Source organism: Pedobacter cryoconitis, from assembly GCF_014200605.1.
GTDB lineage: Bacteria > Bacteroidota > Bacteroidia > Sphingobacteriales > Sphingobacteriaceae > Pedobacter > Pedobacter cryoconitis_B.
In genome coordinates this window covers 47,010-71,877 of the sequence record NZ_JACHCE010000010.1, presented here as the reverse complement: position 1 = coordinate 71,877, position 24,868 = coordinate 47,010, and the positions used below count along the sequence as shown (strand labels likewise).

The 24,868-nt window shown below is 38.1% G+C and carries 23 protein-coding genes; 13 read left to right on the top strand and 10 right to left on the bottom strand.

Annotation, left to right across the window (positions count from 1 at the left end; genetic code table 11):
• The first annotated feature begins 3 nt into the window (after positions 1–3).
• From HDE68_RS22910 to HDE68_RS22890, 5 genes are all read left to right on the top strand, one after another.
• Positions 4–876, top strand: coding sequence for a cyanophycinase (locus tag HDE68_RS22910; RefSeq protein WP_260171842.1), 873 nt, complete (start codon positions 4–6; stop codon positions 874–876).
• 94 nt (positions 877–970) lie between these two features.
• Positions 971–1,513 carry a GNAT family N-acetyltransferase gene (locus tag HDE68_RS22905; protein ID WP_183884566.1) on the top strand — a complete coding sequence of 181 codons (543 nt, stop codon included), beginning with the start codon at positions 971–973 and terminating at the stop codon, positions 1,511–1,513.
• Positions 1,510–1,854, top strand: coding sequence for a cupin domain-containing protein (locus tag HDE68_RS22900; protein ID WP_183884565.1), 345 nt, complete (start codon positions 1,510–1,512; stop codon positions 1,852–1,854). The genes HDE68_RS22905 and HDE68_RS22900 overlap by 4 nt, the downstream gene beginning before the upstream one ends.
• 30 nt (positions 1,855–1,884) lie before the next feature.
• Positions 1,885–2,346 (top strand): GyrI-like domain-containing protein, encoded by a 462-nt coding sequence (locus HDE68_RS22895; RefSeq protein ID WP_183884564.1) that lies wholly within the window; start codon positions 1,885–1,887, stop codon positions 2,344–2,346.
• A gap of 419 nt (positions 2,347–2,765) precedes the next feature.
• Positions 2,766–5,327, top strand: a complete 2,562-nt coding sequence (locus tag HDE68_RS22890; protein ID WP_183884563.1) for a DUF5686 family protein — start codon at positions 2,766–2,768, stop codon at positions 5,325–5,327.
• On the opposite strand, the gene HDE68_RS22885 is transcribed toward HDE68_RS22890, so the two are convergent.
• Positions 5,310–5,666: a winged helix-turn-helix transcriptional regulator gene (locus tag HDE68_RS22885; RefSeq protein ID WP_183884562.1), complete on the bottom strand. Its 357-nt coding sequence runs from the start codon at positions 5,664–5,666 to the stop codon at positions 5,310–5,312. The two genes, HDE68_RS22890 and HDE68_RS22885, sit on opposite strands and share 18 nt — an antisense overlap.
• A 91-nt stretch (positions 5,667–5,757) precedes the next feature.
• Here HDE68_RS22885 and HDE68_RS22880 point away from each other — a divergent pair, with 91 nt between their 5' ends.
• Positions 5,758–6,216 (top strand): VOC family protein, encoded by a 459-nt coding sequence (locus tag HDE68_RS22880; RefSeq protein WP_221300904.1) that lies wholly within the window; start codon positions 5,758–5,760, stop codon positions 6,214–6,216.
• Positions 6,217–6,274: 58 nt separating this feature from the next.
• On the opposite strand, the gene HDE68_RS22875 is transcribed toward HDE68_RS22880, so the two are convergent.
• Complete coding sequence (locus HDE68_RS22875) at positions 6,275–6,823, bottom strand: peroxiredoxin (protein WP_183884561.1); 549 nt, start codon at positions 6,821–6,823, stop codon at positions 6,275–6,277.
• A gap of 5 nt (positions 6,824–6,828) precedes the next feature.
• A complete protein-coding gene (locus HDE68_RS22870) occupies positions 6,829–7,338 on the bottom strand; it encodes a GNAT family N-acetyltransferase (RefSeq protein ID WP_183884560.1) in 510 nt (169 codons plus the stop codon).
• A 169-nt stretch (positions 7,339–7,507) separates the two neighbouring features.
• Here HDE68_RS22870 and HDE68_RS22865 point away from each other — a divergent pair, with 169 nt between their 5' ends.
• On the top strand, positions 7,508–8,941 hold the full coding sequence (locus HDE68_RS22865; protein ID WP_183884559.1) for a PLP-dependent aminotransferase family protein: 1,434 nt from the start codon (positions 7,508–7,510) through the stop codon (positions 8,939–8,941).
• Between the two features lie 91 nt (positions 8,942–9,032).
• A complete protein-coding gene (locus HDE68_RS22860; RefSeq protein WP_183884558.1) occupies positions 9,033–9,278 on the top strand; it encodes a hypothetical protein in 246 nt (81 codons plus the stop codon).
• Positions 9,279–9,324: 46 nt separating this feature from the next.
• On the opposite strand, the gene wrbA is transcribed toward HDE68_RS22860, so the two are convergent.
• Entirely contained in the window at positions 9,325–10,473 is a 1,149-nt protein-coding gene (gene wrbA, locus HDE68_RS22855; protein ID WP_260171841.1) for an NAD(P)H:quinone oxidoreductase, read from the bottom strand.
• A gap of 187 nt (positions 10,474–10,660) precedes the next feature.
• On the opposite strand from wrbA, the gene HDE68_RS22850 reads away from it, so the two are divergent.
• Positions 10,661–11,443, top strand: a complete 783-nt coding sequence (locus tag HDE68_RS22850; protein ID WP_183884557.1) for an AraC family transcriptional regulator — start codon at positions 10,661–10,663, stop codon at positions 11,441–11,443.
• Here the strand turns inward: HDE68_RS22850 and HDE68_RS26735 are convergent.
• The 4 genes from HDE68_RS26735 to HDE68_RS22830 form a co-directional block, all read right to left on the bottom strand.
• Complete coding sequence (locus tag HDE68_RS26735) at positions 11,400–11,594, bottom strand: DUF2809 domain-containing protein (protein WP_183884556.1); 195 nt, start codon at positions 11,592–11,594, stop codon at positions 11,400–11,402. The genes HDE68_RS22850 and HDE68_RS26735 overlap by 44 nt on opposite strands.
• 219 nt (positions 11,595–11,813) lie before the next feature.
• Entirely contained in the window at positions 11,814–13,292 is a 1,479-nt protein-coding gene (creD, locus tag HDE68_RS22840; RefSeq protein ID WP_183884555.1) for a cell envelope integrity protein CreD, read from the bottom strand.
• A gap of 52 nt (positions 13,293–13,344) precedes the next feature.
• Positions 13,345–13,647: a winged helix-turn-helix domain-containing protein gene (locus HDE68_RS22835; RefSeq protein WP_183884554.1), complete on the bottom strand. Its 303-nt coding sequence runs from the start codon at positions 13,645–13,647 to the stop codon at positions 13,345–13,347.
• Positions 13,644–14,264, bottom strand: coding sequence for a hypothetical protein (locus HDE68_RS22830; protein ID WP_183884553.1), 621 nt, complete (start codon positions 14,262–14,264; stop codon positions 13,644–13,646). The genes HDE68_RS22835 and HDE68_RS22830 overlap by 4 nt, the downstream gene beginning before the upstream one ends.
• A gap of 397 nt (positions 14,265–14,661) precedes the next feature.
• Here HDE68_RS22830 and HDE68_RS22825 point away from each other — a divergent pair, with 397 nt between their 5' ends.
• From HDE68_RS22825 to HDE68_RS22815, 3 genes are read left to right on the top strand one after another with little or no spacing between them, the layout of a single operon-like run.
• On the top strand, positions 14,662–17,619 hold the full coding sequence (locus HDE68_RS22825; RefSeq protein ID WP_183884552.1) for a SusC/RagA family TonB-linked outer membrane protein: 2,958 nt from the start codon (positions 14,662–14,664) through the stop codon (positions 17,617–17,619).
• An 11-nt stretch (positions 17,620–17,630) separates the two neighbouring features.
• Complete coding sequence (locus tag HDE68_RS22820; protein ID WP_183884551.1) at positions 17,631–18,983, top strand: RagB/SusD family nutrient uptake outer membrane protein; 1,353 nt, start codon at positions 17,631–17,633, stop codon at positions 18,981–18,983.
• A gap of 38 nt (positions 18,984–19,021) precedes the next feature.
• Complete coding sequence (locus HDE68_RS22815) at positions 19,022–20,905, top strand: CocE/NonD family hydrolase (protein WP_183884550.1); 1,884 nt, start codon at positions 19,022–19,024, stop codon at positions 20,903–20,905.
• A gap of 86 nt (positions 20,906–20,991) precedes the next feature.
• On the opposite strand, the gene HDE68_RS22810 is transcribed toward HDE68_RS22815, so the two are convergent.
• Complete coding sequence (locus tag HDE68_RS22810; protein ID WP_183884549.1) at positions 20,992–21,981, bottom strand: Kelch repeat-containing protein; 990 nt, start codon at positions 21,979–21,981, stop codon at positions 20,992–20,994.
• 11 nt (positions 21,982–21,992) lie between these two features.
• The gene (locus HDE68_RS22805) at positions 21,993–23,348 is read right to left on the bottom strand and encodes a DUF4270 family protein (protein ID WP_183884548.1); all 1,356 of its coding nucleotides are present in this window, start codon (positions 23,346–23,348) and stop codon (positions 21,993–21,995) included.
• 137 nt (positions 23,349–23,485) lie between these two features.
• Here HDE68_RS22805 and HDE68_RS22800 point away from each other — a divergent pair, with 137 nt between their 5' ends.
• A complete protein-coding gene (locus HDE68_RS22800; protein ID WP_183884547.1) occupies positions 23,486–24,868 on the top strand; it encodes a sensor histidine kinase in 1,383 nt (460 codons plus the stop codon).

Genomic DNA, 24,868 nt, shown 5'->3' with positions numbered 1-24,868 from the left:
TTTATGTTTAATAGAATTTGTTTGCGCATGCAATGCATGTTGCTTTTTGTTGTATTATTTACGATTAATCAGGGTTTTTGTCAAAATAAGGCTAAGCCTGCTTTAGCTAAAGGCAGTCTGTTCATTATTGGTGGTGGTGATCGCTCTCCTGAATTAATCAGTGCACTGATAAAAACGGCTAAGCTGAGTAAGAACGATTACATTATCGTATTGCCAATGGCGACTGCTGAGCCTGAAGCTTCTTTTGAGGCTATTAAAACTCAGTTATCGGCCGCGGCCAAAAATAATATTTACAACTTTAATTTTGTAGGAGAGCAGGTACATCATCAGCCATGGCTGGATTCTCTGGCAGGTGCCAGACTTGTTTTTATTACCGGCGGTGATCAAACCCGTTTTATGAAAGCGGTATTGAATACGCCTGTTTATGATGCGATACATAAGGCTTATAATAATGGGGCAACTATTGCCGGTACAAGTGCCGGAGCTGCTGTAATGAGCAAACATATGATTACCGGAAATCAATTACTGGATACGAATTATAGAGAGACTTTCAACAAATTAAGAGCTGAGAACATTGAATTTGAAAGCGGGATGGGTTTACTGGATTCTGTGATTATTGATCAGCATTTTATCAAACGCAGCCGTTATAACAGGCTTCTTTCTGCACTTACAGCTTATCCTAAATTCGATTGTATCGGTATCGATGAAGGAACAGCTATCATTGTGCAGGATAAAAATATTACTGTTGTTGGAGTGAGCCAGGTGCTTAGGGTTGCAGACCCTGAAAACGTACGCCTGCGGGAAAATCATTTGATTACTTTTGATAATTTGAGGTTCAGCTTATATGCAGCGGGTGATAAATTCAGTTTGAAATAGGATGTTTTTAGAAGCTGTAATGTTTTAACATTTTGATAATATTCAAATAATAACTATAATGGGGATATTGGCAATTGGTTAAAGAAATTATAAAATGAAAGTTTTTGCTGAAACAGACAGGCTGATTTTAAGAGAGATCCTATTGTCAGATAAAGATGGGATGTATGAGCTGGATAATGATCCTTTAGTACATAAATATTTAGGAAATCAGCCTGTCAGCAGTATAACGCAGACTGAAGAAGCTATCGCTTTTATCAGAAAACAATATATTGATAATGGTACAGGCAGGCTTGCAGTAATTAAAAAAGATACAGCTGAGTTTATTGGCTGGGCTGGCTTAAAGTTAGTCAGGGGCTCTTATAATAACCATACCAATTACTATGAAGTTGGTTATCGGTTTATACAGCGATTTTGGGGAAAAGGATATGCTACTGAAGCTGCACAGGCTTCACTGGATTATGGTTTTGATGGACTTAAGCTCCATGAAATTTATGCAATGGCAGATACCGGAAATACAGCTTCGAAAATTGTCCTGGAGAAAATAGGATTACGTTATATAGAGAAATTTGACCTGGATGGCGATGAACATGACTGGTTCAAAATTACCAGAGAAGAATGGGAGAATAGAAAATTATGATCACATCAATAGCTACAGCAGCACATTATAAATGGGGAGCTGATTGTGATGGCTGGCATTTACTCCAATCGGATCAGTTAAGTGTAATTCAGGAATTGATGCCCGGGGGTACGGATGAGGCATTACATTATCATTCAAAGGCGCAACAGGTATTTTATATTTTAGAAGGTATAGCGACATTTAAACTTCAGAATGATACTTATACTTTGATAAAAGGTGAGAGTATTACTGTAGCACCAGGCGCAATACATCAGTTATTGAATTTGAGTGATAGTCCACTTAGTTTCCTGGTCATATCAGCTCCAAAAGCACATGGAGACAGGATAAATATAGAAGAGTAATAATTTAAGAATTAATTTTTTTGTAATACAATGAATCAGACTGAATTTCAGGAAGTACAGTTAATCGGTTTATCTCTGAAGGAGAAAACAACAAATGAAAATAATCAGGCCATTACAGATTGTGGTAATTTGTGGCAGGAGTTTATGAAAGAGGGGGTCGCTGCCAGAATACCTGGTAAATTAAATGAGGAGTTACTGGCTGCTTATCATGACTATGACGATGATTATACACAACCTTATGCATTTTTTATTGGTTGTAAAGTAAGTCCGGGGACTGTAGTTCCCGAAGGATTGAACAGTTTAGTCATTCCGGCCGGAAAATATCAAAAAATAACAGCTAAAGGTAAATTCCCGGATTGTGTGGCTAATGCATGGAGAGAGATCTGGAAAACAGATCTTCCAAGGGCATATACGGTAGACTTTGAAGTTTATGATGAACGGTCAGCAGACTGGAATAACAGTGAAGTTGACATATTTCTTTCTGTAAAATAGCGTGGATTAAGTTAAATTTTGTTAAATATGTATTAACAAATGGCTTTTTAGCATAAATCGGTATAGCAAACATTATATTTGTAACAGATTTGTTTCGGAACATGATTTTTTGTTTTGAAATCTAAAAGGTTTTTTTTGAAATGTATAACCATTTGACGCTCATCATAATAAATTATTCATGCACCTGTAAATCATAATTATCTTTTCACAGACATTTTATTGCAGCCCAGAGATTCTTATAAATCCTTTTTTTTAATGTATTGACATGATGTAAATAGTTTTTACATTGTGTTTTATCTATAGGAATTGGAATAAATGGAGACCGGAATAGGGGGATTGATAGATATAAACGTCTATTGATAAATATTCAGAATAAGTGTAACATCATAATATCCCGGTTTTAAAATTTTTATCACGCTATGCAGGTTAAAGAATTCATTTTCTTTTTATTTCAATCTTCTGCCAAAAGGCGTAATCTGCGTAATGCATTTCTTGTCCTGACTCTGAATGTTTTATGTTTTAGTGTGGTGAATGCACAGCAGTCAGTTGTCGTAACTGGTAAGATCACCGATGCGCAAACAGGTGAGGCTATTCCCTATGCCACTATTTTTGTGAAACTAAAAAATGGTACTGTAAGAGGTACGGCTTCAGATTTTGATGGATTGTATCATTTAGCTATTCCCCATGATATTGCTAATGACTCGATATATACGGCTTATGTCAGTTACTTACCTGGTAGAAAATTACTGCCTAAAGCACCTAAGACCATAGTTGATTTTCAGCTGGCGGTAAACGGACGTATCTTAAACGGGGTTACAATTACCCCTAAAACCTATGTGAACCCGGCCTGGGAGATCATGGAAAAGCTGGTTAAAAATAAACCTTTAAATGATCAGAAGTATCTGAAAAGTTATCAATATCAAAGCTATAACCGTATAGAGATATCTGTAACCAATATCAGTGAAAAGATGAAAAAGAATAAGGTAATCAAGCAGGTTTTACCTTTAATGGAAAATCTGCAAAAGATTGCTGGTGAGGAAGGGACTCCGATTTTGCCCATATTTATGTCTGAGACCGTTTCTGATTATAAGTATATGACCAGCCCTGAGCGGAAAACTGAGCATGTACTCCGCACTAAAGTCAGCGGGGTAGGAATAGAGGATGAAACTTTGATTTCTCAATTGGTTGGTTCTACATTTTTACAATATAATTTCTATAATAACTTCCTGAAACTTGCAAATAAGGATTTTATATCGCCAACCAGCGATAACTGGAAGACACATTATAATTATGAACTGGTTGACTCTTATGATAAAATAAATGGCAGAGAGTGCTATAAAATTGAGTTTAAACCTAAAAGATCTCATGACCTGGCTTTTAATGGGGTGATGTGGATTACACGTGACAGCTATGCTTTATATCAGATAGACTGTAAGGTCTCACAGGATGCAAACCTGAATTTTTTAAATAAAATAAGGATCCAGCAGGCTATGGTTCAGGCACCTGGTACTACAGCCTGGTTACCGGCACAAACGCGTATTGTAGTTAATGTCGGCACTACCCAGAAAAAGCTATCAGGTTTTATCGCTAAGTTCTATCTGTCTAATAAGAACCTGGAAGTCAATAAAGATTATCCTGCCAATGACTTTAAAGAAAGTCTGGTAATGAGCAGTGATGTCAATAAGAAAGACGATCAGTATTGGATGAAAAACCGGGGGGACTCACTGACTGCTGCGGATAAGGCAGTTTATAAAATGATAGACACGGTTAAAAACCTGCCTTTGGTTAAAACTTATGCTGATATAGCAGGAATGCTGATTAATGGGTATTACAAGGTTGGAAAGATAAGTTTAGGGCCATATCCCTATACTTATAGTTATAATGATCTGGAAGGAAATGTACTCAGGATCGGAGCGACTACAAATCCGGCTTTTAGTGATAAACTGATCCTTAGCGGCTTTTTGAGTTATGGTTTCCGGGATGAAAGGTTTAAGTACAATGCTGCTGTCGATTATATCTTTTCACGTAAACCATGGGTACAGGCCGGTGTTTCTTATCAGCACGATATCGGGCAGACAGGTTATCAGTTCGAAAATTTCATCAATAGAGCTAATAATGTATTTTTCGCCGCGATCAGGAACGGCAAGGTAATCAGAAGAGGCCCTTTTACCCAAAATATATCTCAGGCCTATATTCAGACTGATATTACACCTACTATAAGGGGCAAGCTGACTTTATCGCATCGTACTTTTGATCCTTTATTTAATTTCCACTACCATGATCAGGCAGATCAGCGGACTTATAACCGTTATGAAGTTTCTGAAATAGGAACGGAGCTGCAATGGACGCCAGGCCGGCGTCTGCTTGAATCATCTAAAATCAATAAAAGATTAATTATTGGTAACGGGAATAGTAACCCTATCCTGACTTTTAGATATTATAGAGGGGTTAAGGCTGTTTATGGTGATTTCAATTATAATAAATTCTACTTTAACATTAGCCAGCGGCCACGTATGGGGATTTTTGGTATAGGTGATTATTCGCTTACTGCCGGATATATTCCAAGTGCATTACCTTACCCGCTTTTAGAAAATCACAGGTACAGTTTCAATACCATGCGTTTTATGGAATTTACGAGTGACAGATTTGTTTCACTAAACTATACGCAGCATATGGAAGGTTTGATTACAAATAGCATTCCACTCTTAAAAGCCTTAAACGTACGTACGGTAGCTGTTTTAAATGTATTGCAAGGTAGTCTTTCGGATAAAAACAATGAGGCTTTTGTAAGAGGAAGATCACCTCTGAACCGGAGTTTAAACAATGTTCCTTACGTAGAGGTTGGTTATGGGGTGGAGAATATCTTTAAAATTATACGTATTGATTTTCTGCATCGTTTAACACAAAGAGAGCATTTAAATGAACCTGGGGCCGAACCGTCAAATTTTGCAATCAGAACAACTTTACAGTTCAGATTGTAAATTATTGATTTTACCCCAATCTGAAAGAGATTGGATCACCTGATCAAGCGATTTGCCCAATGGCGATAATTCATAATGATATAACTTGCTTTTTAGTGCAGATGCTTTTTTGATAATAAGCCCGCTTTTTTCCAGTTCTTTCAGTTGCAGGGCTAATACACGTTCGGTGATAGCCGGAAGCTGCGTTTTTAATTCTGAAAACCTTTGATTGCCTTCGCGTAATTTGACTAATAAAGTAAGTTTCCAGCGGCCGCTGATCATTGCTAATGTATAAGCCGCATCACATAAACCGTGTAATGTTTGTGCGTTGATATAATTAGTTGAAGTGGTTTTTATCATTTGATTATGGAGCTTGTGTTTAGCTTACAATTTTGTAAGTTCAGTGTTTTGCAGGCCTCCAGCTGTAAATTTGCCAATAAATTTTTAAATTATGGTAACAGCTAAAAACGATATCGGGATCTCCGGTTTACATCATATTGCAATCAGAGCGGAAAATTTTGATCAGACTGTGGGGTTTTACACCCAGGTACTTGGATATACAATTGGCCATACCTGGTCATTACCTGAATTCAATCTTAAACAGGCAGCTATGTTAAAATCTCCGGATGGCTTGAGCTATATTGAAATATATGATCGTGAAGCTGATATTCCGGCACAGGGAAGGAAAAAACTGGTGCAGGAAGAGTTTGTTCAAACCGCCTTACTACATATTTGTCTGACTGTAAAAGATTCAAAAATAGCTTATGAAATGGCCATTGCAAATGGGGCAATACCCTGTCACGAGCCTATGATACTTCATCTGGGGAATCCAGCAATTATAGTTCGTAACTCGTTAGTTTATAGTCCTAATGGAGAAGTGATAGAGTTTTTGGAACAGGCAGATTTCTAATAACTATAGAAGAATTTGTAAAATTGACGGGAGTAAATTTTATTCACTCCCGCTAATTTTAGCTTAAGTATTGCAATACCTCATCAATGTTCTTATCTGGTGGGAAAACCGGGTAAAAATGCTTAACGACTATACCGTTGTCAAAGATTAAGGTAATGCGTTTCAAAAAATTAAGCTTACCTAAAATATGAAGAGGTAGATTCAACGCTTTTGTAAAATCCAGATTTTCATCACTTAGCAATTCAAAAGGCAGATGTAAACGTTCTTTTGATTCTAACTGATCTGCTGTTGACTGTGTGCTTATTCCATAAACCTGAGTATTTAATTGTTTAAGCTCCTGATAATGATCACGGAAAGAACAGGCCTGTGGTGTACAACCCCTGGCTCCCGGAATAGCATCCCAGCCTTCTGGAAGCGGAACATGTTCTGGTCCTGTCATCGGATAACAATAAAGCACCAGGCGGCCTTTTATAGCAGAAAGTGATACCCATTCTCCATGGGTACCTTTCAGGCAAATATCAGGAATAGCTAATCCCGGTAAATGATCACAAGCCCCATCATCGGCAGGGACAGGCAAACCTGCGGGTAAAATTTCTAAATTATCCATCAGAACTAATTAACCGGGATTTCAAATAAGCTGAAAGAGCCATGTTTGTAATGTGCAGGTAAGCTGCTCACATCATCCAGATGTGTAACACCCAGGTAGTTAAAGCCACAGCTGATATAGTAATTGTTTAATTTATCATTACCGCTTCCGGTATCTATTCTGATAAAAGAACGTTGATTGTCTTTTGCAAACTGTGTAGCCCAGGCAACGATATGTTTGACATAAGAATTTCCTCTTAAATCTGGGTTAGTTGCTATTCTGTGGATATAAATTGCAGGGTCCTGATCTTTTTCTTTCCATATTGCAGGATCGTTATGTGCAATACAAAAAGTACAGGCTAATTCTCCGTTTACAGTTATTTTATAATGTCTGTCTTCCTGAATTTCTTTTTCAATAAGAGATCTTTCAAATCCCTGCCAAAACAACTTGCCTACCTTTTTCATATGTGTAGTTGCCTGGTCATAAAGATTGAAGATTGCGTCGATGTCTTTTGGAGTGCTATTTGTAATTTCCATGCGTAAATTTTTTATTGGGATATAATTGTTTTTTTTTTCGTGGTGTTTAAGTTTTCAACTGTTCTCAAGAGCACTGCGTAGTTTAATGGTGATGAAGGCAAAGTTAAGCTAAATACAATTGCAAAAGCAGATGCAGTTTTGATATATTTGACCATAGCAGTTGTATCTTATGGAAAATAAACCGACACAGAATTATCATTTGTATCAAAAGATAGCAAAGGGGCTGGAACAACAGATTAAAAATAATGTTCTGGCGATAGGGGATAAATTGCCTTCTCTGCGGGAGTTTTGTAAGATTTATGGAACAAGCCAAACTACAGCGATCAAGGTATATTATGAACTGGAAAGTAAGGGCCTTATTGAAACAAGGCCGAAGTCAGGATACTTTATCAGCGGTTCATTGAAAAGAATTCCGGCTTTGCCAAAAACAAGTCAGCCCGATCCGGAAAGTGGAAATATAATTATCGAAGAGTTACTGGAGAAAATCTATCATAATCCTGCTCCGGTTAATATCACGTTGGCGCACGCAGTTGTAGCTGATGAATTACTGCCAATTGCTAAGTTGAATAAGGGACTCATCCTGGCGATGCGGGAATTGAAAGGGAGTGGTACGACCTATGGAGAAATCCAGGGAAATGAGAAATTAAGAAAGCAGGTGGCAAGGCACGCATTGAATATGCCTGATTTAAGCCATGAGGATATTATAACGACAGCAGGTTGTATTAATGCAATTGCTTATGCCATGATGGCCCTTGGGAAACCTGGAGACACTATTGCGGTAGAAAGCCCGGTGTACTTTGGTGTTTTGCAATTAGCCAGAAGTTTAGGTCTGAGAGTCCTGGAATTACCTACACATCCACAAACAGGAATAGAAATAGACGCTTTAAAAAAAGCACTGGAGGCTAACAAAATTAATTTATGTCTGCTGGTCAGTAACTTTAGTAATCCTTTAGGTAGTCTGATGCCTGATGAACATAAAAAAGAGGTAGTCAGATTGATTCAAAAACACAATATACCTTTAATTGAAGATGATATCTATGGAGATATTTATTTCGGTGCTAACCGGCCAGGTACCTGTAAGGGCTTTGATGAGAGTGGATTAGTGCTCTGGTGCAGCTCTATTTCTAAGACGCTGGCGCCTGGTTATCGTGTAGGCTGGTTAGCGCCTGGAAAGTTTAAATCGGAGATTTTGAGACTGAAACTCTTTCATTCTATAGCTTCAACCAGTATTACTCAGGAAGTTATTGCTAATTTTTTGGAAACTGGTCGTTATGAACATCACCTAAGGAAACTCAGGAATACGCTGCATACGAACAGTTTGCAATATATCCGGGCTATTCATGACTATTTTCCGGAAGGGACAAAAGTGAGCCGGCCACAGGGGGGGATGGTTTTATGGGTCGAATTTGATAAAAAGATTGATACAGTTAAATTATATGAGCTTGCTATTAAAAAGGGGGTGAGTATAGCACCAGGGAGGCTTTTTACGCTGCAGGATCAGTTTTCTAATTGTATGCGTTTAAATTATGGGACTCCGTGGAATGATAAATTAGAGAAAGGATTAAAAAATCTTGCGGATATAGCGATTCAGCTTCACATTTAAGTATATTGCAAATGACATTTTTATGACATCTAAAACATTTTAGTTTACGTTTATATATTGCTTATATAAACCAGACCTGAGCTATAACCTGATGAAATTTTTTAAAGTTTATTTTCTATTGGGCAAAGCCCATTCGCCTGAACACATACATCTCAGTAATTTCAACGTAGAACGCAATTGCACAGCTATGGGAGAACTCAAATGGTTAATCGTATTTGCTGAAAACGAGAATATGGCTATTGAATTAGCCGTAAAGGGTTATGAAACTGCAGGGATATCCAGATTTAAGTTTTCACAGGATTTCCTGAGAACTTATCTCAGAGATTTTGTAGCCTGAAAAAATAGGGTCCAGCCTTATAAAGATTGAACCATATTTTATTTTCTTATTCCAGTTCAAAAATAGCTTGAATTTCTACAGATGAATTCATAGGTAAGGAAGAAGCACCTACTGTAGCCCTGGTGTGCATTCCTTTTTCGCCAAATAATTCCACTAAAAGATTAGAAGCTTCATTCATTAAAATAGCATGTTTAGTATAACCTGCTGCGGTATAAAAATAACCAGTTAACTGTACTGCTTGTTTTACATGATCTAAATCTCCTCCTGCTGCTTCTTTTAAAACCGCAAGAACATTTAATAAAGTTTGACGGGTTGCCAGTTTAGCCTCTTCTTCTTTAACTTCTTTTCCGATCATACCCGGATGATCTACTTTACCATTGTTTAATGCAATCTGATTGATAAAAACCTGTTTACCGGAAATGCGGTAAGGTTTGTAATTGCCTACCGGAGCTGGTGCCTGGGGTAAAATGAGGTTCATTTCTTTTAATTTATGGGCTATCATACCCGGTTTTTGTTCTTCTTTAGCCGTTAAGGTTGTCTGTTCAATAGAAGAACCGGCAATCTTTTGATGAGTCAGGCCTGTTGTTGTCAGCTGATAACCTTTAGCAGCCCTGGCTAAAGCATAACCTTGCAGTCTGGCTATATGTAATTCCCCTTTGGAAGGTCTTTCGCTATGCGGGATACCAGCCAGAGAAGAAGCTCCAAATGCAGTATTTCCCTGAGGGATAGTTTTATCTATTTCATTGGTACCCATAATTCCTGTGGGCACGATCATCATTCCATGGATAGCTAATGTATTCCAGAATGATAATATCGCAGCTTCTCTGCCAGCGCCGCTGCCTGCAGACATAAACACGGTAGCAGGTTTTCCTTCCAGCTTACGGGATATCCATATACCCACTGACTGATCCAGAAAGTAACGCATATCGGCGCTCATATTACCAAAATGAACAGCAGATCCAAAAGCTATAGCATCATAATCAGGTAATTCATTCATATTTGCATAAGGTATGGAGGCGAAAGCCTGTTGAGCCTCATTTTCCAGCGGTTTAATTCTTGGTACTTGTTTTAAGATGGCTCTGGCTCCAGGAAATTCTTCAATTCCGGCTGCCATTTCTTTAGCCATTTTATAGGTCCCACCATTTACTGTATTAAATAGTACCAGTACTTTTACGGTTGAATGTTGATCTCCCATCTTGTTTTGTGCTTTTAAAAATGAAGCGCTAAACAAACATAACAGAATAAGAAAGCTTGTTTTTATACGCATTAAACTGATTGAATTCATTGTTGTATTTATTTTGTGAATTGTTGATTACAAAGGTATTCAAAGCCTGATGTCTTTAAATGTCTATATTTGCCAATAGCATGTTATAATACGACAAATGGAGAGATCAAGGTTCTGCCACTTAACGGTTGACAGTGTACAAAAAGAGGCCTATGTATGGCACGAAGCTGACTGGAAGTTTTCTGATGAATGGCACTCTCATCATATGGGACAATTGATTTTTGTAGAAAAGGGAGTGCAGTATTTGCATACTCCGGACAGAACCTATTTATTACCTACCCATCATTGCGCATGGATACCACCGGGGCTTTTACATAAAACCTCTGCACCGGTAAGCCCGGTATATTTGCGTTGCATCTTTTTAAGTAAAACAGCGGATAGCCAGTTTTTCAAAGAACTGAATATCTTTCATACCCCGATGGTTTTAAGAGAAATGATACTGTTTACGGAGCAGTGGTCAAGACTGGAAGAGGAAGATGCACTCGAATTTGATTTTCTGAAAGCATTAATTGGTATACTTCCTTTAACATTTGATACTTCTTTACCACTGGTGCTGCCTGTTCCTCAGAATCCAAGAATTGCACGTATGATTGATTATTTGACAGAAAATGTAGCTAATGATATTAAAATACCCGATGTTGCCGCTAATTTTAATCTTTCTGCCCGTACAATGGAAAGATTATTTAAACAGGATATAGGAATAACTGTTGCTGGTTACATCAAATTATATAAAATCATTAAAGCTGTTGAATTACTTTCTATTTCTGGTGAAAATGTTAAAAGCGTAGCTATAAAGGTAGGATATGATAGTGTCTCCACTTTTAGCAATACGTTTTTCAATGTATTGGGGGTGAGACCACAGGAGATGATTGTAGCATAAAAATAACGCCGGTTCCCAAAGTGTAGGCAAGCATAGCTATCCAGCTAAAGCTATTCCCTAAAATCAGCGGGGCTATTTTTGAATTATCCATTCTTAAATGATGGATAAGATTGAAATATTGAGAAGCCTCGATAAGATAAGAAAATAACATTAAAGAAGCTCATGACCAGACAGTAGAGAAAGATGACGATCAGAAAGTCACCTGCATAGGGACGAATAATCTGATCATGTGCATATCGTGCTATCAGGATTTCAATGCTCAATAATAAGAGCGTAAACCCGAAATAGTATTTGTTAAAACGAAACATATTAAAAAGATTGAAGTTAAAGGAGACCTGTAAAACAGGCCTCCTTATTTTGAAAATTAGCTTTATTGGTTATCAGGTTCTGAATTTATTTCTGCCGGTGCTGATACGGATGAATCTTCTGGTTCTGCCAAAGGATTTCTATTCCAGTCTATTTTTGCAGATAGGAACATCAGGGCAGCTACTATAATAAATAGGCCAACGCTTCCGAATAATAAAGCCAGATCTTGTAATTGAATGATCACGAAGATAAATCCATAGAAAACAGTCAGGATACCTACAAATATCATCGCTGGTTTTTTGTTCTTCAATAAGGCTGCTATGAATGAACCAATCAGGGTTACTGTAGCGATGGAGGCAATCAGATAAGCAATATTAAAACCAACACGCTCACTAAATGAAAGTAATAGGGTATAGTAAATTATCATTGCTGCACCTATTAATACATATTGTAAAAGATGTACTTTTCTTTTGTTCAGTAATTCTGTAAAAAACAGAGAAATAAAAGTCAGCATGATAATCAGAATGGAATATTTGCCTGAACGCATAGTTTTTTGATACTGGTCTACAGGGAGTATAAACTGAACTCCAAAAGAGCCGTCTTTCGGAGCAGGTACAATAGACGTATCTATATCCGTTTGCCGGGATTCCTTTTTCTCATTTGAAGGACCAAATGTCAGTATTGCATTTTCTTCCATCCACTGCTGAGAAAAAGGTCTGTTGAAATACGGCATTTTCCAGGTTGCACTAAACGCTTTATCTGCTATACTGCGCTGTTCAGGAAGATAACGTCCGGTAAATTTCGGATTACCCCAGCTTCCTTCAATTTTTACCGTGGTGCTTTTTCCGATATGCAGGAAATTAAGCTCATTGCTGCCTCTTAAATCAAGATCAAAACTGAAATCTAATGCGGTATTTTTATTTATGCTCAGGTCAGGCTGGATAATCAGGTTATTGGTGAATAAGGAAAGCGTAGTGAAATCAGGTTCGACTGCATAATCTTTATTTGCCAGTTTGATGACCGGGTTGTTTTTCAGTCCTTTTAAGTCACTTAATCCGATATCAACTTTAGCTTTGTCCCATTGTACCATATCAGGATTAATACCTGACTTTTTTAATTCAAGGGGACTGAATCTACCATTAACTTTAATTTTGGAATTATAAACAACGGCATCAAATATCCCGCGGTGAAGTAATTGCGGTTCCACTTTACCGGCTATGTTTAAAGTTTCAGGCATAATATAAATATTAGTCAAAACTTCCTTTGTCGTTACTTTTCCTGCGCTGTCTTTATGGTTAACTGTAGTTTTATAGGGAATCACTAAAATCGGGCCTTCCACTAATTGACTGCCGGACCATTTATCGGATATTTCATTGTTAACTTCCTGCTGTCTTTCCTGGCGCTCCACGATCAGATTCTGGATCAGGCCCGAAGGGATGAGCAGGAGCAGGGTTAAGATACCTATCAGACATAATTTGACTATGACCGATTCCGAGAACCAGGTTCTGAATCCATTTTGCTGTGTTTTTTGCTGATTGTTCATAATGGTTGATTGAAAGTACTTTGAAATTCAAAGTATGGGTATAAAAAAAATATTATCTCTTTTGTTGTTTAATTAAATTTTCAAGTGCCTCAAGGTGCTTTTTAAACGCAAGAATTCCTTTTGCTGAAGCTGCATACTGGGTATTAGGTTTACGGCCAATAAAGCTTTTATTGACGGTAATATATTCCTCTTTTTCCAATGCTTTTAAGTGGGAGGCAAGATTCCCGTCTGTTGCATTCAGCAACTCTTTTAAAGCATTAAAATCATAATAATCATTGGCCGCCAGTACGCTCATGATTTGCAGGCGCAACCGGTTTTCAAAGGCTTTATCAAAAGATTCTAAAGAGATTTTCACTGATTATATTTAAAATGCATGATTGAACCATAAAGGATGTGCAGGATGCTGAAGCCTATTGTCCAGAAAACAATTCCATATCCTGGAAATAGTGCAGCCATTAATCCCAAAGCAATTTCACAGAAGCCAAGCCATTTTACATCCGACAGCGTATAATGACTTGCCGCTATCAGCGCAAGACCATAGAAAATCAAACAGGCAGAAGCTATAATTCCATAATCACCGCGTATCAGAAGGATTAAGATGAATAGCCCTCCAGTGGTTAATGGAATAGTCATATTAACTAAAAGACGCCTGCTTACAGGGTTCCAGAATTTCTCTCCTTTTTTACGGGCCTGGCGGATGGTTAACCAGATACCAGTAACTAAAGAAAAAACCAGAACAAGTGCAGCGATGAAAGCTAACTGCCACAAAACCTCTGGCTGACTGATATAACTACTTCTGTATTGCAGGCCACCGTGTTGATTGTAAACTATTTTATAACCAGCAATGGCGCCAATAAGTGCATATATTCCAGCCATGATTCCTGATAAACCACTGAGTGAAATAAACTTGCTGGAGCGTTCCATCAGGTTACGGATAGAACTGAGCTCTGAATAAATATCTTCTTCTTGCATTTTTAAAAGAACTTTGAGTTACAAGTAAAACATAAAGATTTAATTCTGCAAGATTTATTTTATTTTAAAAATAAGAGTTCAAAAGCAGGCTCAGGGGCTTAATTATCGGGAATATAGATAGTTTTAAATTAAGTCTATGGAATTAGTAGATTAATGTTTATGTTTGTCGCATATTTAATTATCACGTTGAAATGACGTTACAATCAATCCCTAATTTATCGAGCATGAAACCCGTTTTTTACCCTCCTCTTAACGCAGCAATCCGTTGTTGTTTCTCCTAAATTCTTTTGCCCTTTTTTAGGGGCTGATCTCCTTCTTTTTTAAGCATTTATTAAAGTACCGGCATTTTGTGCCGGAGGAATCTCTATGTCAAAAATTATCAAACACACTCTTGAACATGAATCTGAAATTTACTAAATTTTTATTATTTGCCGTATTATTGCTATTTGTGCCACGGCTATTATTTGCACAGAACCTCACCATTTCCGGACAGGTTAAATCGATCAGTGATGGTCTGGGAATTCCGGGCGTTTCTGTCTCTCTGAAAGGGGGGAAGGGTATGACAACAACCGATGGTAATGGAAACTATACGGTAAGCGTTCCGCCTTCTTCTGTTTTAATCTTCCGGGCAATTGGTTATTTGAATCTGCAGGCTGAAGCCGTAAAAAGCGGTCCGTTAAATATCCTGTTAACGGAAAATATTTCTGCACTGGACGAAGTAGTCGTTTCCGGACTGGCTTCCAGTATTAAACGGTCTAATCTGGCTAATGCAGTAACCACGATCCAGGCTAAAGAGCTGACTGGTACTACGACACCACAGACACTGGATAAGGCTTTATATGGTAAAATACCCGGTGCAAATATCCGTGCAAACAGTGGGGCACCTGGTGGCGGTATTTCCATACAGTTAAGAGGGATAAGTTCTTTGCAGGGCGCTTCTCAGCCCTTATATATTATTGATGGGGTATATCTGAACAACAGTACTTTAAGGACAGGCAGAAGCACCCTTACAGGTGCAAGTCAGGGCGAAGATGATGGCGCGAACAGAATTGCAGATATTAATCCTGATGATGTAGAGAGTATAGAAGTACTGAAAGGTTCTTCGGCTTCTGCGATTTATGGAACAAGAGCGAATGCAGGTGTAATCATTATTACGACTAAAAAAGGTAAAGCTGGTAAAACAAGAGTTAGTCTGAGCCAGGATGTTGGTTTTTCTAAAATCCAGCGTTTTGTCGGGAGTGCATCCTGGGATGAAGATAAGATCAAATCCTACTTTCCTGTTTCTGCACAGCCAGCGGAATTGAAACGTTATAGAGATGCAGTAGCAAATAACGGAATTACTGATTATGAAAAACTGATTTATGGGGAAACACCTATTCTGTTTAATAGTAATCTGAGCATATCAGGTGGAAATGATAAAACGAAATTCTATATTTCAGGGAATGCTGCAAAGGAGAATGGGATTATCAGGTATACTGGATTTGATAAGAAATCAATCCGTTTAAATCTGGATCATAATTTTAATGACTGGGTAAATCTCTCTCTTACCTCCAATTATCTGAATTCAAATAGTGACCGTGGTTTTACTGGAAATGAAAACCAATCGGGAACCAGTTTAGGTTATATCATCGGCTATATGCCAAATTATTTTAATCCAGTACCTGTCAATGGGGTTTATCCTGATAATCCTTATTCAGAAAATCAGAACCCTCTGGAATTGAGAGATAAAGCAATTAATAATTCTAAAATCAACAGGTTTATTCAATCTGCAAATCTGAACGTTTATTTATTGAAGAAAAAGGATGCTAACTTAAAACTGGCTTTGCAAGGTGGGGTAGATTACCTGGGAAGCCGTACAAGACAATATTTTCCTGATAATTTACAGTCTCAGAAAAGTTTACCTAATCCCGGGGATATTATATTGGGTAATGAAACTGATATCAATGCCAATGTTCAGGCCTTTTTAATCTACGGACAGCAGGTAAACAAAGTACATTTTAATACCCAGGTAGGTGCGGTGTTTTTACAAACACAGGCCAATTCAGTATTAAACAGGGGCAGGGGTTTAATTGCAGGACAACAGAATCTCTCACAGGCGGCAGTGCAATCGCTGCTTCAGCAAAGAGACCAGACCGTAAAAGATTTTGGTACAGTTGCACAGGAAGAAATTAATTATGATGATAAAGTGATTACCACTTTAGGAATTCGTTTTGATAAGTCTACCCTGAATGGAAATGCCAATAAGTTTTATGCTTTCCCTAAAGCTTCAGTAGCGGTTAACCTGACTAAATTTGATTTCTGGAAAGTTCCTGTAATAAGTCAGCTGAAGTTGCGTGCTGCTTATGGTCAGACAGGTGGTGTTCCTGCTTTTGGCGATGTTTATTCTTCACTTACCCCTGTGGTTATTGGTGGTCAGGTAGGCTCTGTAGTTTCTCCTTCGGCAGGAAATCCGGATATTAAGCCAGAACGTGCCGGTGAACTTGAATTAGGCGCTGACATAGGTTTCCTGAATGACCGCATTGTACTGGAAGGCACTTATTATAATAAAAAAGTAACGGATCTGATTCAGACGCTTACCCTTGCAGGTTCGGGCGGGATAACCACTAAAAAGGTAAATGCTGCGGATTTAGTAAACCACGGTGTAGAATTTGCATTAAGTGGTACGCCTGTTTCAAGTAAAAACTTTACCTGGACAAGCCGCCTTCTTTTCTGGAAAAATACAAGTAAGATCACAAAACTTGATGTACCATCTTATACTACTGGTGTTTATGGCGTAAGTTATGGTACTTATCTGATTAAAGAAGGATATTCTCCTACAACAATCGTTGGAACCCCGCAAAAAGCTAATGGGGATTATACTGTTTATGGTAATTCTCAGGCCGATTTTCAAACTTCATGGTCCAATACATTCTCATTCCTGAATGGATTTACTTTCTCTTCGCTGATAGATTGGAAAAAGGGTGGGGATATTATGAATATTACCTTATACAATACAGATAACGGAGGGACTTCTGCAGACTGGAATGGAGATTATAACCATAATGGTATTCCTAACGGAAAAGACAGACAGGGAACCGGAGCAGGTGTATATGTTCAGGATGCAGGTTATATCCGTTTGAGAGAAGTTGCATTAAGTTATACTTTACCGCAGGCATTTACACAAAGGGTGTTTAAAAAGGCGATACAAAACATACGTGTTGGAGCTTCAGCGAGTAATCTGTTTCTGATCACTAAATATAAAGGATATGATCCTGAGGTTTCAAGTTTTGGGACGAATGCAATTAATACAGGTACTGATCTGTTTAATTATCCTTCGTCAAAAAGATTCCTGTTTAATTTAAGAGTAGAATTTTAAAAAATATCCCAATGAAAAATCAATCTATTATTACCTATATAACGTTTGCAGTTGTTTTATTAGCCACTTCCTGCAAACTGGATAATATTCCGGATCCAAATAATCCTTCCATAGCCAGTGTAACCAACAATGCAAATGCTGCACAGTTACAGAATCTTGTTTCTGGTCTGGAATCCAGAAGTAAAGACTATGTAGCTACTGCCCAAAATGCTTTTGGTACGTTTGGCAGGGACGTATGGTATTTTAATTCTAATGATTCCCGGAATATCCAATTCTGGCTTGGACTGGGGGGCAGAAAACCAGATGCAGATTTCTATGGTGTTGCCAATATTTATTTAAGTCCTTATCAGGCAATTAAACAGGCCAATGTTCTAATCAGTGCGGTTAATAATACCTCTGTAATTACTGCAGAACAGAAATTAGCTTATAGTGGATTTGCTAAGACTATACAAGGTTATCAGTACCTGATCCCTGCTAATTCGCAATATAAAAACGGGATCAGGATTGATGTTTCCAATGAGTCGAAACCAGGTCCTTTTGTAACTTATGAAGAAGCGCTGAAGGCTATTCAGGCTGTTTTGAAAGATGGTTATACCGATTTAACAAAAGCCGGTACGACCTTACCTTTTAAGCTGACTTCGGGTTATGCCCCTTTTAGTTCACCTGCAGGACTGGCTAAAGTTAACCGGGCACTGGCGGCAAGAACTGCTATTTATCAGAAAGACTGGCAGGGTGCATTAGACGCATTAAGCCTTTCATTTTTCAGTATAACAGGAGACCTGGATCTTGGTCCTGCACATGTTTATGGAGCACCGCCAGAAGCATTTAACCCGTTTTTCTATGTGCTGAATTCAAATGTGAGTAATTTACCGGTAGTACATCCTTCTTTTGTGAAAGATGCTTTGCCAGGTGATTCGCGGATAACAAAAAAGATCTTTGTCCGTAACACCCCTTTAATTAATACAGTAGGTACTATTCCTTTATCCAGTTTATATCAGGATAAACGCTGGGCAACTAATACTTCGGCTGTTCCATTCATCAGGAATGAAGAACTGGTACTGATTTATGCGGAGGCTTCGGCGCAGTTAGGTCATTTTGACGATGCGGTAACAGCGATTAACAGGATCAGAACCGCTGCTAACCTTACTGTTTATACCGGAGAGAAGAACCTGAATGCCCTGATTACTGAAATTCTGTTTCAGAGAAGATATTCTCTGTGGTTTGAACCAGCCGGGCACAGATGGTTTGACCTGAGAAGATATGACCGTTTAAGTGAAATTGATGTTACATTAGATGCTGGAGCCGTATTTACGCAGTTGGAAAGGCCTTCAAGTGAAGTAAACTGGGATAAGTTTAATAAATAAACTTAATTGGTATCTTAAAAAGATTTAAATAAAATATTATGCTTCGAAACATAAGAATACGTTTGTTGCTAAACGGCCTGCTGTTGTTATCCGGATTTTCCGGATACACACAGGGGGTGACTAATAATCCTGATTCTGTTTATATCAGAACGAATTATACTAAAATTGAACGGTTGATTCCCATGCGTGATGGGGTCAGGTTATTTACTTCTATTTATATTCCTAAAGATAAAGCCGAAAAGTATCCCTTTATCATTAACCGTACCCCATATTCTGTAGCTCCTTATGGAGCTGAAAAATACAGAACAAATCTTGGTCCTTCGTCACTTTTTATCAGAGAAGGGTACATTTTCGTTTATCAGGATGTTAGGGGGAAATGGATGTCGGAAGGAAATTTCGTAGATACCAGACCTTTTAATCCACAGAAGAAAGGAAAGAATCAGATTGATGAGAGCAGTGATACTTATGATACTATTGACTGGCTGATTAAAAATATCCCGGGTAATAATGGGAAAGCAGGGGCATGGGGGATTTCATATCCTGGTTTTTACGCTACAGCCAGTATCTTAAGTAATCACCCTGCCTTAAAAGCAGTATCCCCGCAAGCACCTGTGACAGACTGGTATGTTGGTGATGATATTACCCACAATGGAGCCTTCTTTTTGGGAAATTTTATGTTTTTCTCCACTTTTGGGCAAATCAGGCCGCAGCCAACAATTAAAGCTCCCGAAAGGCTCAATTTAGGTACAGAAGATGGATATCAGTTTTTTCTAAAGGAAGGTACATTTACCAATCTGAATGATAAGTATTATAAGAATCAGATTCCGGTGTGGCATGAATTTATGAAACATGGTAATTATGATCAATTCTGGCAAAGCCGTACACCTTTACCACATTTAAAAGGAGTGAAACCAGCTGTTTTAACGGTTGGGGGTTGGTTTGATGCCGAAGATTTATATGGCCCGCTGAAGACTTTTGAAGCTATTAATAAACAAAATTCCAATCCTGATAATATATTGGTGATGGGCCCCTGGGCACATGGAGGATGGGCGAGATCAAGTGGCTCTTCTTTAGGAAATGTAGATTTTGGTTCAGAAACAAGTGTGTATTACCGGGAGAAAATTGAGTTTCCATTTTTCAATGAACATCTTAAAGGAAAAGTTACTGCAGGGTTGCCAAGAGTCATTGTCTTTGAAACAGGGACTAATCAATGGAAAAATTATAAAGTATGGCCACCGGCCGAAGCAAAAGATGTTGATCTTTATTTAAGTCCTGGTCATACTTTGTCCTTAAACCCTGCAGCGGGGTCCGGAGCTTATGATGAATATGTAAGTGATCCGGAAAAGCCTGTACCATTTACTTCCGAAATCAGAATTAGCCCGGGACGTGAATACATGATCGAGGATCAGCGTTTTGCAGCTTTCAGACCCGATGTGATGGTTTATTCTTCTCCTGTTCTGGATAAAGACGTCACTATTGCCGGACATATCTTAGCCGATCTATTTGTTTCTGTAACGGGTACAGATGCCGATTTTGTAGTTAAATTAATTGATGTTTATCCTGATAGCACCATGAACAGAAAAAATACACCTGCTCACATTAAGCTGAGTGGATTTCAGCAATTGGTCCGTGGAGATGTGATCAGGGCTAAGTACCGCAATAGTCTTTCTAAACCTGAACCTTTGGTTCCCGGACAGGTTACCGAAGTGAAATTTGAATTGCAGGATGCCAACCATACCTTTTTAAAAGGTCATCGGATCATGGTGCAGGTACAAAGTTCATGGTTTCCTTTAGTGGATCGTAACCCGAACCAGTTTATGGATATTTATCAGGCTAAACCAGCTGATTATTTAAAAGCAACGCACCGGATTTATACAGCTGGTGAAAAACAATCGCATCTTACACTAAAGGTTGTAGAGTAGGCTGATAGTTGGTTGGTATAAAAAAGAGCATGGCTAAAAAGGATTATTATATCCTTTTTAGCCATGCTCTTTTAACAATTGAAATATTATTTGCTTGGCGAAAATACCCAAAGGTCATCGAAATAGCTCGAGTTTTTACCTGTAGTCACATATCCTTTGCCGTCTACCCCGAAGCCGATTGCCGATTCCCTTGAAACACCCTGGAAGTCCTGATGTTGTTCCCAAAGATCTATTGTCGGATCGTAAGCCCATGTTGTTCCGGTTACACCGCTTGAAATTCCTCCTGTAATATATGCCTTATTGCCAATTGTAAATGCCGATGCAGATCTGCGTCTAAGGTCATACTGGTATTTTTTATTGCTTTCTATTTTATCATCCCGATAAATCTCATTCTTTTTTACCCAGGCATCACTTTGCGTATTATAGCTCCATAAATCGGATAGGTTAGCTCCGTTATTAGTTCCACTGCCGATATAAGAAAGATCTCCGATGGTGAAAGTAAAAGCATAAGCTCTTTTAGTACCTGGTAAACTAGTCACCTGTGTCCAGCTATCTGAAACAGGGTTGTAGCTATAGAAATCTTTAAGATCTCCATTGATTGAGGTACCTGAACCCACAAAACCTTTAGCACTACCAGAAAAGGCAACTGCCCCATATCTCGGATCACCAGGGAAATCAGCAATCTTTTTCCATTGTTTAGTTTCCGGGGTAAATTGATAGAAATCTTTCAGGGCATCTGTACCGTTCGATCCAGTACCTACATAACCTTTTCCATTCACACTAAAAGCTACAGCATAGTTTCTGGCTTCGCCCGGGAAATCTGCATTCGCAATTCTATACCAGTTTGTTAATTTTGGATCATACATCCAGAGGTCGTTTAATCTTTTCTCTCCGTTAAATCCTCCGGTTATATAAATTTTTCCATCTATGATGAAGCTTGCAGCAGCACTACGCGGAGGACCTTCAAAATCAGACCCTCTTACCCATTCTGTTGGATCGTCATTTTTGTCTTTTTTACAGCTTCCTAATAATATGATGACGATAATAAAGGAGGCGGATAATAATTTTTTAATCATTTTTTTAGAATTTAATATTTAGTGTATGTAATTATAAGCTTGATAGAAGGTTTTGTCTCATTGGTATACAATTGAGCTCTGCTCACAGAATTCAGTAACTGTTCTGTTGGTATACTTAAGAATAAGGAAGTGTTTTTATAAGTTCCTTTTTTTAGTTCTGTAGCGTATTGAGTAAGTATAAATCTGTATTTACCTGTTGATCCTATGTCGTTACCTGGCTCAAAATCGGCTGTTTGATTTCCTTCTTTATAATTGTTCGGCAGAATGCTCTTGGGTACATTTGCAGAGTTTGCAATAAATAAGATCATTTTTGGAGGCGCATTAAAAACTGAATAGTAAGTCGGTTTGGTCTCAATAAGCAGCTCAATCTTGTTTACTACTTTTTTTGATTCATTAAGAAAATTGACCAGCGTAGGAAATTGAAGTTTAGTAACTAAACCTGTTCCTCCCTGAATAAATAACATTTGTCCGGTAAGTGCAGCACTCACTTCTTTGTTGGTATTGCTTAGTGTTTTAAGTTTGGTCTGACTTCTGTCCGTATCAAAATGATTAAATTGATAATCGACAGATTTTGCTGAAAAGACTACCTGATCTTTTTTGGTGAACCCTTCTGAATTGACATAGTTATAATTGACATTCATCTTCACTGCATCAGCTTTAAACCCGTTAATGCTATTACCTGTTTTTGTCTTGAGGACTATACCTTTAAAGTATTTAATAAATTCGGCCTCACTGATAAAACGGCTGTCTTTTTTATTCATAAGATCTAAAAACTCTCTTCCCAGTGCTTCATTCAAAGGAATGATAATGCTGTCCCCACTCAAAGGCTTCACTTGTAATGCTAAATTGCCTATCGGAACCATTTCATGTTTAAATGTAGTTGTACTATATAATGCCTCTGCTTTTACATATAGCGGAATTTGTTCACCTTCAGTAGGACCAGGGACTTTACGTAAAATCATTTCCTCTGTGAGGCGTTGAACGGTATAGTTTTGCTGAACGCTTGTATCTCCTGAAGTTGATTTATTATATTTTAATACGAGGTTGAACGAGTCAAATGTTGCTCCTTTTGGAATAGTAGGTACACCTGCAGCAGGGGGTACAATTCTGAAATAAGAAGATGCTTTTAATATTCCAAAATCCTTATCATCTATTTGTCCCACTAATATTCCCCCGGTATTTGTGGTCGGTAAAGAATCCAGCAGATAAGTCGAAGCTTTAACCTGAACAGTATCAACAGTCTCTATATGGATTTCATCATTACCTCCCGGACTGAACGTCTTACCCTTTTTACAGGAGGCAAAAAGAATGGCCATGAAGCAAAATGCGAGGCAGGTTAACCTGTAAATAGTAGAAGTGTGTTTCATTTTTAACTAAAATTATTTGGTCAAATATGAGCTTGAATAGTGTTAATGAAGGTTACAATATGTTAAAAAGAGTTAAGTGATGTGGTTCCTTAAGATGAGCAAATTACATTTGCTGCCATGATCGGAGATAAAGGAATATGACAAACCGCATAAAATATATCTTAGGTTTAATGACCATCTGTATCCTGGGGGTTATACTTACACAAGGCCTCTGGTTATATAAAGATTATAAATACTATAGTGGCCAGCCTCTGTTTTCATCAGACTTTGATCTGTTCCTTCCTATGGATAGTGTGGGGGTGCCTGCGAATGCAAAATCTATAATTGCCTATTCGACAACTGCCATCAGAACAATGCCTGATCAGAATTATACGCCAGTAAAAGCCGGGAAATCAATAACAGCTGGCAGAACCATGCCGGGCAGAACCATGCCGGGTAGAACCATACCAGTCAGAACTATGCCGGCTGAGGTTGTTCAGAAATTGCCTGTTGGTACATTAACACCAAGACTATCAGCTATGGTAGCTTATCCGGCAACCATAGCAGTTGAAACTGTACCTGCCAAACTGATTGAAAAAGGCAGAATAATGAATGTAACTTCCAGAATTGCAGAAACAGATTTACCTCCTGTGGATCTTAAATTTAATAAGACGACCGGAAACTATAAAATTACAGAAAGTGGTGCTGCCCAGGTTTATCAGGCAATTCCATATAAAGCACCTGTTCTACATGTGTTGCAGAAAATGAAATGGCAGTTCGGGGCTTCAATTTTACTGATCTTGTTTACGACTTCCTGTTTTATCTATATGCTGGTGACCATTTTTATGCAGAGGAAATTATCCGTTGTTAAAAATGATATGATCAATAATATGACCCATGAGTTGAAAACCCCACTTTCAACTGTTTCAGTAGCTATTGAAGCCATGCGTAACTATGAAGTTCTGGAAGATAAAGATAAAACCAATTTATATCTGAATGTCTCCAAAAATGAGCTGGATCATCTTTCCCGTTTGATAGAAATGATATTAGAGTTATCAGTCTTTGAACATCATAAGATGGTCTTATTCAGAGAACTGATTGATGTTAATCTTTTGATCAAAGATATAGTTAAAAAATATGCACTGGTAGAAGAACCTGCTGATATACAGATGTACCTGGATGATGTTCCTGAACTATTGGCTGACCATGTTCATCTTGGAAATGCGATAAGAAATCTGATAGATAACGCTATAAAATATACATTGGTAAAACCTAAAATATTAATCAGAAGCAGGCTAACAAAAAAGGGTTGGGTTTTGACGGTAAGTGATAATGGTATAGGTATTCCTGAGATTTACCAAAAAGATGTATTTGATCAGTTTTTCAGGGTTCCTGATAAGCGGCTGGTAAGGGTCAAAGGATTTGGTCTGGGGCTCGCTTACGTTAAACAAGTCATTGATCAGCATAATGGCACAATTACGTTGTTCAGTAATGAAAAGAGCGGCAGTATTTTTACAATTCTAATTCCTGTTAAATTATAA

Excerpts from the sequence above, each read along its gene's own strand:
- HDE68_RS22890 (WP_183884563.1), top strand. The coding sequence starts at position 2,766 with ATGCAGGTTAAAGAATTCATTTTCTTTTTATTTCAATCTTCTGCCAAA.
- HDE68_RS22885 (WP_183884562.1), bottom strand. The coding sequence starts at position 5,666 with ATGATAAAAACCACTTCAACTAATTATATCAACGCACAAACATTACAC.
- HDE68_RS22865 (WP_183884559.1), top strand. The coding sequence starts at position 7,508 with ATGGAAAATAAACCGACACAGAATTATCATTTGTATCAAAAGATAGCA.
- HDE68_RS22850 (WP_183884557.1), top strand. The coding sequence starts at position 10,661 with ATGGAGAGATCAAGGTTCTGCCACTTAACGGTTGACAGTGTACAAAAA.
- HDE68_RS22800 (WP_183884547.1), top strand. The coding sequence starts at position 23,486 with ATGACAAACCGCATAAAATATATCTTAGGTTTAATGACCATCTGTATC.
- HDE68_RS22825 (WP_183884552.1), top strand. The coding sequence starts at position 14,662 with ATGAATCTGAAATTTACTAAATTTTTATTATTTGCCGTATTATTGCTA.
- HDE68_RS22905 (WP_183884566.1), top strand. The coding sequence starts at position 971 with ATGAAAGTTTTTGCTGAAACAGACAGGCTGATTTTAAGAGAGATCCTA.
- creD (WP_183884555.1), bottom strand. The coding sequence starts at position 13,292 with ATGAACAATCAGCAAAAAACACAGCAAAATGGATTCAGAACCTGGTTC.
- HDE68_RS22830 (WP_183884553.1), bottom strand. The coding sequence starts at position 14,264 with ATGCAAGAAGAAGATATTTATTCAGAGCTCAGTTCTATCCGTAACCTG.
- HDE68_RS22860 (WP_183884558.1), top strand. The coding sequence starts at position 9,033 with ATGAAATTTTTTAAAGTTTATTTTCTATTGGGCAAAGCCCATTCGCCT.
- HDE68_RS26735 (WP_183884556.1), bottom strand. The coding sequence starts at position 11,594 with ATGTTATTTTCTTATCTTATCGAGGCTTCTCAATATTTCAATCTTATC.
- HDE68_RS22815 (WP_183884550.1), top strand. The coding sequence starts at position 19,022 with ATGCTTCGAAACATAAGAATACGTTTGTTGCTAAACGGCCTGCTGTTG.
- HDE68_RS22895 (WP_183884564.1), top strand. The coding sequence starts at position 1,885 with ATGAATCAGACTGAATTTCAGGAAGTACAGTTAATCGGTTTATCTCTG.
- HDE68_RS22810 (WP_183884549.1), bottom strand. The coding sequence starts at position 21,981 with ATGATTAAAAAATTATTATCCGCCTCCTTTATTATCGTCATCATATTA.
- HDE68_RS22875 (WP_183884561.1), bottom strand. The coding sequence starts at position 6,823 with ATGGATAATTTAGAAATTTTACCCGCAGGTTTGCCTGTCCCTGCCGAT.
- wrbA (WP_260171841.1), bottom strand. The coding sequence starts at position 10,473 with ATGGGAGATCAACATTCAACCGTAAAAGTACTGGTACTATTTAATACA.
- HDE68_RS22870 (WP_183884560.1), bottom strand. The coding sequence starts at position 7,338 with ATGGAAATTACAAATAGCACTCCAAAAGACATCGACGCAATCTTCAAT.
- HDE68_RS22805 (WP_183884548.1), bottom strand. The coding sequence starts at position 23,348 with ATGAAACACACTTCTACTATTTACAGGTTAACCTGCCTCGCATTTTGC.
- HDE68_RS22820 (WP_183884551.1), top strand. The coding sequence starts at position 17,631 with ATGAAAAATCAATCTATTATTACCTATATAACGTTTGCAGTTGTTTTA.
- HDE68_RS22910 (WP_260171842.1), top strand. The coding sequence starts at position 4 with ATGTTTAATAGAATTTGTTTGCGCATGCAATGCATGTTGCTTTTTGTT.
- HDE68_RS22900 (WP_183884565.1), top strand. The coding sequence starts at position 1,510 with ATGATCACATCAATAGCTACAGCAGCACATTATAAATGGGGAGCTGAT.
- HDE68_RS22880 (WP_221300904.1), top strand. The coding sequence starts at position 5,758 with ATGGTAACAGCTAAAAACGATATCGGGATCTCCGGTTTACATCATATT.